9 protein-coding genes are annotated in these 13,440 nt (G+C 54.6%); 3 read left to right on the top strand and 6 right to left on the bottom strand.

The features are described 5' to 3' along the window. The first annotated feature begins 177 nt into the window (after positions 1 to 177). A complete protein-coding gene (gene djlA / locus OGX89_RS03410; RefSeq protein ID WP_008786173.1) occupies positions 178 to 993 on the top strand; it encodes a co-chaperone DjlA in 816 nt (271 codons plus the stop codon). Positions 994 to 1,088: 95 nt separating this feature from the next. Here the strand turns inward: djlA and rluA are convergent, their stop codons facing one another. The 6 genes from rluA to araB form a co-directional block, all read right to left on the bottom strand. Further along, entirely contained in the window at positions 1,089 to 1,748 is a 660-nt protein-coding gene (gene rluA, locus OGX89_RS03405; RefSeq protein ID WP_003829598.1) for a bifunctional tRNA pseudouridine(32) synthase/23S rRNA pseudouridine(746) synthase RluA, read from the bottom strand. 11 nt (positions 1,749 to 1,759) lie between these two features. Further along, a complete protein-coding gene (gene rapA, locus OGX89_RS03400) occupies positions 1,760 to 4,666 on the bottom strand; it encodes an RNA polymerase-associated protein RapA (RefSeq protein ID WP_063941096.1) in 2,907 nt (968 codons plus the stop codon). 177 nt (positions 4,667 to 4,843) lie between these two features. Then, the gene (gene polB / locus OGX89_RS03395; protein ID WP_126956906.1) at positions 4,844 to 7,195 is read right to left on the bottom strand and encodes a DNA polymerase II; all 2,352 of its coding nucleotides are present in this window, start codon (positions 7,193 to 7,195) and stop codon (positions 4,844 to 4,846) included. Positions 7,196 to 7,285: 90 nt separating this feature from the next. Further along, positions 7,286 to 7,981 (bottom strand): L-ribulose-5-phosphate 4-epimerase, encoded by a 696-nt coding sequence (gene araD, locus OGX89_RS03390; RefSeq protein WP_003829593.1) that lies wholly within the window; start codon positions 7,979 to 7,981, stop codon positions 7,286 to 7,288. A gap of 105 nt (positions 7,982 to 8,086) precedes the next feature. Further along, on the bottom strand, positions 8,087 to 9,589 hold the full coding sequence (araA, locus tag OGX89_RS03385; RefSeq protein ID WP_126956904.1) for an L-arabinose isomerase: 1,503 nt from the start codon (positions 9,587 to 9,589) through the stop codon (positions 8,087 to 8,089). Between the two features lie 10 nt (positions 9,590 to 9,599). Beyond that, on the bottom strand, positions 9,600 to 11,309 hold the full coding sequence (gene araB, locus OGX89_RS03380) for a ribulokinase (RefSeq protein WP_003829588.1): 1,710 nt from the start codon (positions 11,307 to 11,309) through the stop codon (positions 9,600 to 9,602). A 339-nt stretch (positions 11,310 to 11,648) separates the two neighbouring features. Between araB and araC the strand changes: the two genes are divergently transcribed. Further along, positions 11,649 to 12,494 carry an arabinose operon transcriptional regulator AraC gene (gene araC, locus OGX89_RS03375; RefSeq protein WP_126956902.1) on the top strand — a complete coding sequence of 282 codons (846 nt, stop codon included), beginning with the start codon at positions 11,649 to 11,651 and terminating at the stop codon, positions 12,492 to 12,494. Positions 12,495 to 12,613: 119 nt separating this feature from the next. After that, positions 12,614 to 13,381 carry a DedA family protein gene (locus tag OGX89_RS03370; protein ID WP_003829584.1) on the top strand — a complete coding sequence of 256 codons (768 nt, stop codon included), beginning with the start codon at positions 12,614 to 12,616 and terminating at the stop codon, positions 13,379 to 13,381. Positions 13,382 to 13,440: the final 59 nt, after the last annotated feature.

Raw genomic sequence — 13,440 nt, 5'->3', positions numbered from 1 at the left:
CTGCAACTCGAAATCCAACGGGTATAGCGTTTGTGGTGTTAGGCACGGCATTGAATGACAGGTATGATAATGCAAATTATAGGCGATGTCCCACAATTGACCGCAGCCGTAAATCGGTAAAAGCACCTTATATTGTGGGACATAGCCTGGCTGAGAGCGGAAAGATTTGGGGAGTCTATGCAGTATTGGGGAAAGATAATTGGTGTAGCCGTGGCCTTAATGATGGGCGGCGGCTTCTGGGGTGTGGTTCTGGGGCTGTTAGTTGGCCACATGTTCGACAAAGCCCGCATGCGCAAAATGGCGTGGTTTGCCAACCAACGTGAACGCCAGGCGCTGTTTTTTGCCACCACTTTTGAGGTGATGGGACATCTGACCAAATCCAAAGGTCGCGTCACGGAAGCCGATATTCATATCGCCAGCCAGTTGATGGATCGGATGAATTTGCACGGTGACTCGCGAACGGCAGCACAACATGCCTTCCGGGTAGGAAAATCGGATAATTACCCATTACGTGAAAAGATGCGTCAGTTTCGCAGCGTCTGTTTTGGTCGATTCGATCTGATCCGCATGTTTCTGGAGATTCAGATCCAGGCGGCATTTGCCGATGGGTCGTTGCATCCTAACGAACGTGAAGTGCTGTATGTGATTGCTGAAGAGTTGGGGATCTCACGCACCCAATTTGATCAGTTCCTGCGCATGATGCAGGGCGGCGCACAGTTTGGCGGCGGATATCAGCAGCAGTCTGGCGGCGGTGGCTGGCAGCAGGCGCAACGTGGCCCGACGCTGGAAGACGCCTGTAATGTACTGGGTGTGAAAACGACCGACGATGCGACTACCATAAAACGGGCTTACCGTAAGCTGATGAGCGAGCACCATCCGGACAAACTGGTTGCGAAAGGTCTGCCGCCAGAGATGATGGAAATGGCGAAGCAAAAAGCGCAGGAAATCCAAAAAGCTTACGAGCTGATTAAGGATCAAAAAGGATTCAAGTGATTGAATTGCCGGATGCGGCTAGCGCCTTATCCGGCCTACGTTAATGAATGTAGGCCGGGCAAGCGAAGCGCCCCCGGCATAAATTGGCTCAGAATTTAAAAATCCGCCGGGACTTTAAACGTCATACTGTTGCCGTATTCGGGATGCGTGATGGTTAACATCTCTGCATGCAGCAACAGGCGCGGCGCTAACACCAGAGCTTCCGGCGGAGCATAGAAGCGGTCGCCCAGGATCGGATGCCCTAAAGCCAGCATATGCACACGCAGCTGGTGGGAGCGTCCGGTAATGGGTTTGAGCACCACCCGGGCGGTGTTATCCGCTGCGAACTCCACGACTTCATACTCTGTCTGCGCCGATTTCCCGGTCTCATAACACACTTTTTGCTTTGGCCTGTTTGGCCAGTCGCAAATCAGCGGCAAATCAACCAGACCCTCGGCCGGAGCGGGATGCCCCCAGACGCGTGCAACATACTGCTTTTTCGGTTCGCGCTCGCGAAACTGGCGTTTTAGCTCGCGCTCTGCCGCTTTGGTTAGCGCGACTACAATCACGCCGCTGGTGGCCATATCCAGACGATGCACGGATTCAGCCTGCGGATAATCGCGCTGAATACGCGTCATCACGCTGTCTTTGTGCTCATCCAGACGACCTGGCACAGACAACAAGCCGCTCGGCTTGTTGACCACCATAATGTGTTCATCCTGATACAGGATGACCAGCCAGGGTTCCTGCGGCGGATTGTAGTTTTCCATCCCCATGTATGGCTCCGTTACTGATGCGTCACGACGATCAAGCGCAGGGCATCGAGACGCCAGCCCGCCTGATCCAGGCTTTCCATCACCTGCTGACGGTTGCTTTCGATTGCGCTAAGTTCGTCATCACGGATGTTCGGGTTAACGGCACGCAGCGCTTCGAGACGGGAAAGTTCTGCCGTCAGCTTCTCGTCAGCTTCTTTACGCGCTGCGTCGATCAGCGCGCGGGCTGATTTTTCCACCTGCGCTTCACCGAGTTGCAGAATGGCATGAACATCCTGCTGCACGGCGTTGACCAGTTTGCTGCCGGTGTGGCGGTTAACGGCGCTGAGCTGACGGTTAAAGGTTTCGAACTCCACCTGTGCAGCAAGGTTATTGCCGTTTTTATCCAGCAGCATGCGTACCGGCGTTGGTGGCAGGAAGCGGTTTAGCTGCAGTTGTTTCGGCGCTTGCGCTTCAACCACATAGACCAGCTCAACCAGCAGCGTACCAACAGGTAATGCTTTGTTTTTCAACAACGAAATAGTGCTGCTTCCGGTGTCGCCGGAGAGGATCAGATCCAGACCATTGCGGATCAGCGGATGCTCCCAGGTAATAAATTGTGCATCTTCACGCGACAGGGCGACATCGCGCTCGAACGTAATGGTGCAGCCATCTTCCGGCAGCCCAGGGAAATCCGGCACCAGCATATGATCGGACGGCGTCAGCACGATCAAATTGTCGCCACGGTCATCCTGATTAATACCGACGATATCAAACAGGTTCATGGCGAAGGCGATCAGGCTGGTATCGTCGTCCTGTTCTTCAATACTCTCAGCCAGTGCCAGCGCTTTTTCGCCGCCGTTAGAGTGGATCTCCAGCAGGCGATCGCGACCTTGCTCCAGCTGTGCTTTCAGCGCGTCATGCTGTTCGCGGCAGGTTTTGATCAGATCGTCAAAGCCCTCGGTATTTTCTGGTTCAGCCAGGTAGCCGATCAGATTGTTATAGACCGTGTCATAGATGGTACGGCCGGTCGGGCAGGTGTGTTCGAACGCATCCAGACCTTCGTGGTACCAGCGCACCAGCACAGATTGCGCGGTTTTTTCCAGGTACGGAACGTGAATCTGAATATCATGCGCCTGACCAATACGGTCCAGACGGCCAATACGCTGTTCCAGCAGATCCGGGTTGAACGGCAGGTCAAACATCACCAGATTGCTGGCGAACTGGAAGTTACGCCCTTCGGAGCCGATTTCAGAGCACAGCATTACCTGGGCGCCGCTATCTTCTTCGCTAAACCATGCTGCGGCGCGGTCACGCTCAATGATCGACATCCCTTCATGGAATACGGCGGCGCGGATACCTTCGCGCTCGCGCAGAACCTGCTCCAGCTGAAGCGCGGTAGTGGCTTTCGCGCAGATAACCAGCACTTTTTGCGAGCGGTGGCTGGTCAGGTAGCCCATCAGCCATTCCACGCGCGGGTCAAAGTTCCACCAGGTGCCGGTGTCGCCTTCGAATTCCTGATAAATCTGTTCCGGGTAGAGCATGTCGCGCGCCCGGTCTTCTGCACTTTTACGCGCGCCCATAATGCCGGAGACTTTAATCGCCGTCTGGTATTGGGTCGGCAGCGGCAGCTTGATGGTATGCAGTTCGCGTTTCGGGAAGCCTTTCACGCCGTTACGGGTGTTACGGAACAGGACGCGGCTGGTGCCGTGGCGGTCCATCAGCATCGAAACCAGCTCCTGACGCGCGCTCTGTGCGTCTTCGCTGTCGCTGTTTGCCGCCTGCAATAGCGGCTCAATGTCCTGCTCGCCAATCATGTCGCCTAACATGTTCAGCTCATTGTTACTCAGCTTGTTGCCTGCCAGTAGCATCGCGACGGCGTCGGCGACCGGACGATAATTTTTTTGCTCTTCAACAAACTGGGCGAAATCGTGGAAACGGCTCGGGTCCAGCAGGCGCAGGCGCGCGAAGTGACTTTCCATACCCAGCTGTTCCGGTGTAGCGGTTAGCAGCAGGATGCCCGGCACACGTTCTGCCAGTTGTTCAATGGCCATATATTCGCGGCTGGGCGCGTCTTCGCTCCATACCAGGTGATGGGCTTCATCGACAATCAGCAGATCCCACTCGGCGTCACACAGGTGCTCCAGACGCTGTTTATTACGACGGGCAAAGTCCAGCGAGCAGATGACCAGTTGTTCGGTTTCAAACGGGTTGTAGGCGTCGTGCTGCGCTTCTGCATAACGCTCATCATCAAACAGTGCAAAACGCAGGTTGAAGCGGCGCAGCATTTCGACCAGCCACTGGTGCTGTAATGTCTCTGGGACGATGATCAGCACGCGCTCTGCGGCGCCGGAAAGCAGTTGTTGATGCAGGATCATCCCGGCTTCAATGGTTTTACCTAAACCCACTTCATCTGCCAGTAAAACGCGAGGGGCATGACGACGGCCAACATCATGGGCAATGTTCAGCTGGTGAGGAATCAGGCTGGTACGTTGACCACGCAAACCACTCCACGGCATACGGTATTGTTCGCTCTGAAATTTACGTGCGCGATAGCGCAGAGCAAAGCGATCCATACGGTCAATCTGGCCGGCAAACAGGCGATCTTGTGGTTTACTGAATACCAGTTTGCTGTCGAGCAGTACTTCACGCAGCGTGACACCGGTTTCTTCGGTATCCAGGCGGGTTCCGATATAGGCAAGCAGGCCGTTTTCTTCTTTTACTTCATCGACATGCAGTTGCCAGCCTTCATGGCTTGTTATCGTATCGCCAGGATTGAACATCACGCGGGTCACGGGGGAATCACTGCGCGCATACAGACGGTTTTCGCCCGTCGATGAGAAAAGTAAAGTGACGGTTCGCGCATCCATGGCGACAACAGTACCAAGTCCCAATTCGCTTTCTGTATCGCTGATCCAGCGTTGACCAAGTGTAAAAGGCATATATGTTCGGCTCTATATCTTTAATTGCAGGCAATACTCGTCATTTTCCGGGCTAGTCCCCGTTATTGAGAGCATACGACCCCGCTACCAGGCTAATAAATCAGTGGTAGTGGTGTTAAATGGGTCCAAGAATGGAAAGGGCGCTATGGTACTGGATGGCGGCGGTTTCGTCACGCGTCAAAATAACCCCAGTTGTCCTGTGAGTAGTGTAGCAAAATTATCGTCAATAAAGGGAAGAATTCCCTCGGCAACGGGTTGGATCTGGCGGGTCAGATAATGCTCGTAATCGAGCGCAGATAGCTGATAATCAACAGGTTCTGGGCCATTGACCGTCCAGACATATTTTATGGTTCCGCGATTCTGATACTGTGGCGGACGCCCCAGTTTTACATTCTGCTCATCGGCTAACCGCGCAGCGCGAACGTGTGGTGGAACATTTCGCTGGTATTCACTTAACGGGCGACGCAGGCGCTTGCGGTACACCAGTTGTTCATCCATTTCACCGGCCATCAGACGGTCAATAGTCTCGCGAACAAACTCCTGATAAGGTTCGTTACGAAAAATTCGCAGGTATAGCTCCTGCTGAAACTGTTGGGCCAGCGGCGTCCAGTCGGTTCGTACCGTTTCCAGTCCCTTAAACACCATACGTTGCTCAGCACCGTCCTGAATCATCCCCGCATAGCGTTTTTTACTGCCGGTATCTGCACCGCGAATGGTCGGCATCAGAAAGCGACAAAAATGGGTTTCAAATTCCAGTTCCAGCGCGCTGGTCAGATTTTGTTGCTTCAGCGATTGCGCCCACCAGGTGTTGACATAGCTCACCAGTTCCCGACCAATTCGGGCTGCATCGTCTTCTGAGTGCGCCTTTTTCAGCCAGACAAAGGTCGAGTCGGTATCGCCATAAATGACATCGTAACCCTGAGTCTCAATTAACGCTTTGGTCTGGCGCATGATCGCATGGCCGCGCATGGTAATGGACGAGGCCAGTCTCGGGTCGAAAAAGCGACAGGCAGTGGTGCCCAGCACGCCGTAAAATGCGTTCATGATGATTTTCAACGCCTGAGAGAGTGGCTTATTGCCACGGCGTTTTGCTTCTTCGCGCCCGTGCCAGATCTGAGTAACGATTTCAGGCAGGCAGTGCTTTTCGCGTGAAAACCAGGCGTCAAGGAAACCTTCGGTGCTGTGTTCCGGATCCGGCTGCGCCATCCCTTCGATAAGCCCCACCGGATCGATTAAAAAAGTACGAATTATTGAGGGATACAGGCTTTTGTAATCCAGCACCAGTACCGAGTCGTATAAGCCTGGGCGTGAGTCCATCACGTAGCCGCCGGGACTGGCGTGCGCGGGGACTTCACCCAGATTCGGCGCCACATAACCCGCCCGGTGCATTCGTGGCAGGTAGAGATGTCCGAAGGCGGCAACTGAACCACCGTGCCGGTCGACCGGCAGACCGTTGACCGTCGATCGTTCCAGCAGAAATGGCATGATCTCGGTTTTGTGAAAAATGCGCGTGACCAGTTCACAGTCTTTGAGATTGTAGGTGGCAAGCGCGGGCTTATCCTGGGCAAATCGACGGTCGATTTCGTCCATTCTGTCCCACGGATTATCAATCGACTTCCCTTCGCCCAGCAGCTCCTGTGACACCGTTTCCAGTGAAAATGACGAGAAATTCCAGAACGCGGATTTTAGCGCTTCAATACCGTCGATAATCAGGCGGCCCTTAGCCTGAGCGAAGAATACGCCGTTTTTGAAGCCATGCTCGCGCCACTCAAGCTCGCTGCTATCACGGCCAAAACGCAGGGGAATGCGGTAACGTTCGGCGTGCTGTTGCAGGACGCGTAAATCGAATTGCACGACGTTCCAGCCGATTATCACATCAGGATCGTGACGGGCAATCCAGTCATTGAGTTTTTCCAGCAACTGCGGGCGGCTTGCAACGTACTCAAGTTCAAAATCCAGCGTAGAGGCGTCGCCGTTTGCCGGGCCGAGCATGTAGACAATACGCTGCCCGCAGCCTTCCAGACCGATGCAATAGAGTTCGCCGTGGCGCGTGGTTTCGATATCCAGCGATACCCATTTTAGCGGTGGTCGATAGTCAGGGTTCGGCTTCAGGCGGGCATTGACCAGCATGTCATTATGTCTGTCGCCTTCGACCCAAACAGGGGAGGTGATAAAGCGCTCCATGAGATACCGCTCAGGTGGGCGTACGTCGCCCTCATAGACGGTGACTGCGTTTTCGCGCAGCAATTTTTCCAACCGCATGAGCTGGCGATGTGAGCGGCAATACAGTCCGGAAACGGGTTGGCGGTGGAAGTCTTGCAATTGCAGCGGCGTCAGGCGATAGCCGTTTTCAGTGCGTAATAATGACGTCACGCGAGGAACCTGACTGGTGGGAATAAACGCGACCGACTCCTGAGGCGCGAGCGTGACCTGCAGCGGCCCATTGTCTGTAGCCAGCCAGAATGAGACCTCAGTTCCCTGTGGGGTGTCCCGCCAGTGCCGGGTTAAAATAAAACCTGCTTGCGCCACGCTGCGTATCCATCAAAAAACCAGGCATTATTATAGCCTGGTTCTGATAGATTAGCTGTGATTTTATACAGTTGTCATGCTCAGAAGAGGTTACTGCCCGTAATACGCTTTAGCACCGTGTTTACGCAGATAATGTTTATCTAACAGGGTTTGCTGCATATTCGGCAATTGCGGCGCGAGCTGGCGACAGAAGATCCCCATATAGGCGACTTCTTCCAGCACGATGGCGTTATGCACCGCGTCTTCGGCATTTTTTCCCCAGGCAAACGGACCGTGAGAGTGCACCAGCACGCCAGGCATCTGCGCGGCGTCAATACCTTGTTTCTCAAAGGTTTCAACGATCACGTTGCCGGTTTCCCATTCATATTCGCCGTTGATTTCTTCGTCGATCATTTTCCGTGTGCAGGGAATCGAACCGTAGAAATAGTCCGCATGGGTGGTCCCCGTTGCCGGAATCGACTGACCCGCCTGCGCCCAGATGGTTGCATGACGCGAATGGGTGTGAACAATACCGCCAATGGTCGGGAATGCCTGATACAGCAAACGGTGTGTTGGGGTATCTGAGGAAGGTTTCTTCGTACCTTCTACAACTTCACCCGTGGCGATACTGACTACCACCATATCGTCGGCGGTCATTACGCTGTAATCGACTCCCGAAGGTTTAATCACAAACACGCCGCGCTCGCGATCGACGGCGCTGACATTCCCCCAGGTCAGGGTGACCAGATTGTGCTTAGGCAACGCCAGATTGGCTTCCAGTACCTGACGTTTGAGATCTTCTAACATGATGCTCTCCGATGAATCTTGCCGGATGGCGCTACGCTTATCCGGCCTACAAATCGCACATTCTTGTAGGCCGGATAAGGTGTTTACGCCGTCATCCGGCAGTTGTTAACGTTTGAAGCCGTAATACACTTCGTTCCAGCGCAGCGCGTCCTTAAAGGCCGGCAGGCGGGTATCGTTATCGATCACCGCGATCTCGATATCGTGCATTTCAGCAAACTGGCGCATATCGTTCAGATCCAGCGCGTGGCTGAACACGGTGTGGTGCGCGCCACCGGCCAGGATCCAGGCTTCAGAAGCGGTTGGCAGATCCGGTTGAGCTTTCCACAGCGCGTTAGCGACAGGCAGTTTTGGCAGGGAGTACGGCGTTTGTACCGTGTCGATGCAGTTAACCAGCAGGCGATAGCGATCGCCGAGATCGATCAGGCTGGCAACCACTGCCGGGCCGGTTTTGGTGTTGAAGATCAGACGGGCAGGATCGTCTTTACCACCAATGCCGAGGTGCTGTACGTCGAGGATCGGTTTCTCTTCCACCGCGATGGACGGGCACACTTCCAGCATGTGCGAGCCGAGCACCAGATCGTTGCCTTTCTCGAAGTGGTAGGTGTAATCCTCCATAAATGAGGTGCCGCCCTGCAGACCGGTTGACATCACCTTCATGATGCGAAGCAGAGCGGCGGTTTTCCAGTCGCCTTCGCCCGCAAAGCCGTAGCCTTGCTGCATCAGACGCTGTACGGCCAGACCCGGGAGCTGTTTCAGGCCGTGTAAATCTTCAAATGTGGTAGTGAAGGCGTGGAATCCGCCCTGTTCCAGGAAGCGCTTCATCCCCAGTTCAATACGGGCCGCTTCCAGGACGTTCTGACGTTTTTCACCGTGGACTTGCGTCGCCGCAGTCATGGTGTAGGTGCTTTCGTACTCATCGATCAGCGCGTTGATTTCGCCGTCGCTAATTGCGTTCACTACCTGCACCAGATCGCCCACGGCCCAGGTGTTTACCGAGAAGCCGAACTTGATCTGCGCAGCGACTTTATCGCCATCGGTGACCGCAACTTCACGCATGTTGTCGCCAAAACGGCAGACTTTAAGGTGGCGGGTATCCTGTTTGGACACGGCCTGGCGCATCCAGGAGCCAATGCGTTCGTGCGCTTGTTTATCCTGCCAGTGACCGGTGACCACGGCATGCTGCTGACGCATACGCGCGCCGATGAAGCCGAACTCACGACCGCCGTGCGCAGTCTGGTTCAGGTTCATAAAGTCCATATCAATGCTGTCCCACGGCAGGGCGGCGTTGAACTGGGTGTGGAACTGCATCAGCGGCTTGTTGAGAATAGTCAGGCCGTTAATCCACATTTTTGCCGGGGAGAAGGTATGCAGCCAGACCACCATCCCTGCACAGCGATCGTCGTAATTCGCGTCACGACAGATAGCGGTAATCTCATCAGGGGAAGTGCCTAGCGGTTTTAATACCAGCTTGCAGGGCAGTTTGGCTTCAGTATTCAGTGCGTTAACGACGTGCTCGGCATGTTGGGTTACCTGACGCAGGGTTTCAGGGCCATACAGATGCTGGCTACCAATCACAAACCACACTTCATAGTTATCAAAAATCGTCATTGTCGTGTCCTTAATGTGTCAGGGTTGCCAGGTCTACCGGGGCTTGTTGCGCCGGAGCGGCAGTCGGAAGGTATTGCTGTTCAGCGCTTACTGCCCACTGCTGATAGCGGCGGTAAAGCTGTTCAAAACGTTGAGCCTGCTCTGGGCGAGGTTGCAGCGTGTTTTCCACGGCGCTTGCCATCTGCTGTTGAGCGGCAGGGATATCGGCGTGTACTTTCGCGGCAACGGCGGCGAAGATAGCCGCACCGAGAGCGCAGCACTGGTCTGAAGCGACAATCTGTAGCGGGCGGTTCAGCACGTCACAGCAGGCCTGCATGATGACCGGGTTCTTGCGCGCGATACCGCCAAGCGCCATCACGTTGTTAACCGCAATGCCTTGTTCGGTGAAGCATTCCATAATGGCGCGAGCGCCAAAGGCGGTGGCGGCAATCAGACCACCGAACAGCGCTGGCGCGTCGGTTGCCAGGTTCAGATCGGTAATCACCCCTTTCAAACGCTGGTTGGCATTGGGCGTACGGCGACCGTTGAACCAGTCGAGCACGACCGGCAGATGCTCCAGTGATGGATTTTTCGCCCATGCTTCGGTGAGTGCAGGCAGCAGCTGTTTTTGACTGGCTTTAATCTGGGTCTGCAGTTCCGGATGCTGTACGGCAAGCTGTTCCAGCGGCCAGCTCAGCACGCGGCTAAACCAGGCATAGATATCACCGAATGCAGACTGACCAGCTTCGAGGCCAATAAAATTCGGCACCACGCTGCCATCAACCTGGCCGCAAATGCCTTTCACCGCACGCTCGCCAACGCTTTGCTTATCGGCAATCAGAATGTCGCAGGTTGACGTGCCGATGACTTTCACCAGCGTGTTAGGCTGTGCACCTGCGCCGACCGCGCCCATATGACAGTCAAAAGCACCGCCTGCAATCACCACACTTTCCGGTAGTCCAAGACGCTGTGCCCACTCGGCGCACAGGGTGCCAACCGGCAGATCCGCGGTGAAGGTATCGGTAAACATTGGGTATTGCAGATGGCGGTTGAGGATGGGGTCGAGTTCGTCAAAGAAACTGGCTGGCGGCAGACCACCCCAGCTTTCATGCCACAGAGATTTATGCCCGGCGCTGCAGCGACCGCGACGAATATCCTGTGGGCGTACGGTGTTGGAGAGCAGGGCCGGAACCCAGTCGCATAGCTCAATCCACGAAACCGCAGCTTCGGCAACTGCGTGGTCCTGACGAGTTACATGCAGGATTTTGGCCCAGAACCATTCGCTGGAATAAATGCCGCCGATATAGCGGGAGTAATCGATCTTGCCCGGTGTATGGCACAGGCGGGTGATTTCTTCGGCTTCTTCTACTGAGGTGTGATCTTTCCACAGGACAAACATCGCATTCGGGTTTTCCGCGAACTCCGGACGCAGCGCCAGTACATTACCGTCTGCATCGATGGGGGCCGGGGTTGAGCCGGTACTGTCAACGCCAATACCGACCACTTCCGCGCGCTGCTCAGCGCTCAGTTCGGCCAGTACGGTTTTCAGCGCCGCTTCCATGGATTCAATGTAGTCGCGCGGATGATGGCGAAACTGGTTGTTTGGGCCATCGCAATACTGCCCTTCCTGCCAACGTGGGTACCACTCAACGCTGGTGGCGATCTCTTCGCCGGTGGCACATTCCACCGCCAAAGCGCGTACTGAATCACTACCAAAATCGAGGCCAATTGCAATCGCCATCGTCTTACTCCATCCAAAAATACGGGTATGGATAAACAGTAGTGAGTAGCGATAAAAACCGTCAGGCAGGATCCGCTAATCTTATGGACTAAAATGCTGTGGCATCACAAAGTGTGACGCTGTGCAAATAATCAATGTGGACATTTCTGCCGTAGTTATAGACACTTTTGTTAGCCGATTTTGACGTTGGCGTAGTACATGTTTTTTACAAAGAGCTTTTCACAAGCGGGGTTGGTGGTCCATTGCCGCAAATACAGCGGCCCGCAGGGGCGACAGCGATGATGTCTGGCGTAATATGGACAAATTGTTTCTTGGCAGGACGTAGGGAGTATTGAAATTATGGCTGAAACGCAAAACGATCCCCTGTTGCCAGGTTATTCGTTTAACGCGCATTTGGTGGCCGGATTAACCCCCATCGAGGCGAACGGATACCTGGATTTTTTTATCGACAGGCCGCTGGGTATGAAGGGTTATATCCTCAATCTCACCATCCGTGGCGAAGGGGTTATCAATAATCAGGGCAAGCAGTTTGTCTGCCGGCCTGGCGATATTCTGTTGTTTCCACCTGGAGAAATTCACCACTACGGGCGCCATCCTGATGCCAGCGAGTGGTATCACCAGTGGGTTTACTTTCGCCCGCGCGCCTACTGGCAGGAGTGGCTGACCTGGCCGGCCATTTTTGGCCAGACCGGTTTTTTCCGCCCGGATGAAGCACATCAGCCGCATTTTAACGAGCTGTTTGGGCAAATAATTAACGCTGGGCAGGGAGAGGGTCGTTATTCCGAACTGCTGGCGATTAATTTACTGGAGCAGTTGTTGCTCCGACGTATGGAAGCCATCAATGAATCGCTACACCCGCCCATGGACAACCGCGTCCGCGATGCCTGCCAGTACATCAGCGATCACCTGGCGGACAGCAATTTTGATATCGCCAGCGTCGCGCAGCACGTCTGCCTGTCGCCTTCCCGTTTGTCGCATCTGTTCCGTCAGCAGTTGGGGATCAGCGTATTAAGCTGGCGCGAGGACCAGCGCATCAGCCAGGCGAAGCTACTGCTGAGTACCACACGTATGCCTATCGCCACCGTAGGTCGCAATGTTGGCTTTGACGATCAGCTCTATTTCTCTCGTGTTTTCAAAAAATGTACCGGTGCCAGTCCGAGCGATTTTCGTGCAGGATGTGAATAAAAAGTGAATGATGTATCCTGAAAGTTGTCATAACTCGCAATCTATTCAGACAATTGATGGCTTGACGAAGTTGAGAGGGGTTATCAAAATCCCTGCTTCGTAAATTTGACGGACACATTATGCAAGCATTGCTGGAACACTTTATTCTCCAGTCCGCCCTGTACTCTCTGATCGCCGTACTTCTGGTGGCTTTTTTGGAGTCGCTGGCGCTGGTTGGTCTGATTCTGCCCGGGACCGTGATGATGGCGGGGTTGGGCGCGCTGATTGGCAGCGGCGAACTGAACTTCTGGCATGCCTGGCTTGCGGGCATCGTCGGCTGTCTGTTGGGGGACTGGATCTCCTTCTGGTTGGGCTGGCGCTTTAAAAAGCCATTGCACCGTTGGTCGTTCATGAAAAAGAACAAGGCGTTGCTGGATAAAACCGAGCATGCCCTGCATCAGCACAGCATGTTTACTATTCTGGTGGGGCGTTTTGTCGGACCGACGCGCCCGCTGGTGCCGATGGTTGCAGGCATGCTGGATCTGCCTGTCGCTAAATTTATCGTCCCGAATATTATTGGCTGCGTGCTGTGGCCACCGTTCTACTTCCTGCCGGGGATCCTGGCGGGAGCGGCAATTGATATCCCTTCTGATATGCAGAGCGGGGATTTTAAATGGTTGCTGCTGGCGACGGCGGTGTTGCTCTGGGTGGGCGGGTGGTTTTGCTGGCGGTTGTGGCGCAGTGGCAAAGCGGCTGTTGATCGCTTAACGGCGTATTTCCCCCGCAGCCGTTTGCTGTATCTGGCGCCGTTAACGCTCGGGATCGGCGTGGTCGCGCTGGTGGCGTTACTGCGCCATCCGCTGATGCCGGTGTATATCGATATTCTGCGCAAAGTGGTGGGTTACTGACGATACCTTTGCTTGCCTTATCCGGCCTACAAAATGTGCGACCTGCAGGCCGGATAAGG

Source organism: Citrobacter sp. Cpo103, assembly GCF_030332605.1.
Lineage (GTDB): Bacteria > Pseudomonadota > Gammaproteobacteria > Enterobacterales > Enterobacteriaceae > Citrobacter > Citrobacter portucalensis.
This window is presented reverse-complemented; position numbering and strand designations above follow the sequence as displayed.

Excerpts from the sequence above, each read along its gene's own strand:
- araA (WP_126956904.1), bottom strand. The coding sequence starts at position 9,589 with ATGACGATTTTTGATAACTATGAAGTGTGGTTTGTGATTGGTAGCCAG.
- araD (WP_003829593.1), bottom strand. The coding sequence starts at position 7,981 with ATGTTAGAAGATCTCAAACGTCAGGTACTGGAAGCCAATCTGGCGTTG.
- rluA (WP_003829598.1), bottom strand. The coding sequence starts at position 1,748 with ATGGGGATGGAAAACTACAATCCGCCGCAGGAACCCTGGCTGGTCATC.
- djlA (WP_008786173.1), top strand. The coding sequence starts at position 178 with ATGCAGTATTGGGGAAAGATAATTGGTGTAGCCGTGGCCTTAATGATG.
- rapA (WP_063941096.1), bottom strand. The coding sequence starts at position 4,666 with ATGCCTTTTACACTTGGTCAACGCTGGATCAGCGATACAGAAAGCGAA.
- araB (WP_003829588.1), bottom strand. The coding sequence starts at position 11,309 with ATGGCGATTGCAATTGGCCTCGATTTTGGTAGTGATTCAGTACGCGCT.
- araC (WP_126956902.1), top strand. The coding sequence starts at position 11,649 with ATGGCTGAAACGCAAAACGATCCCCTGTTGCCAGGTTATTCGTTTAAC.
- OGX89_RS03370 (WP_003829584.1), top strand. The coding sequence starts at position 12,614 with ATGCAAGCATTGCTGGAACACTTTATTCTCCAGTCCGCCCTGTACTCT.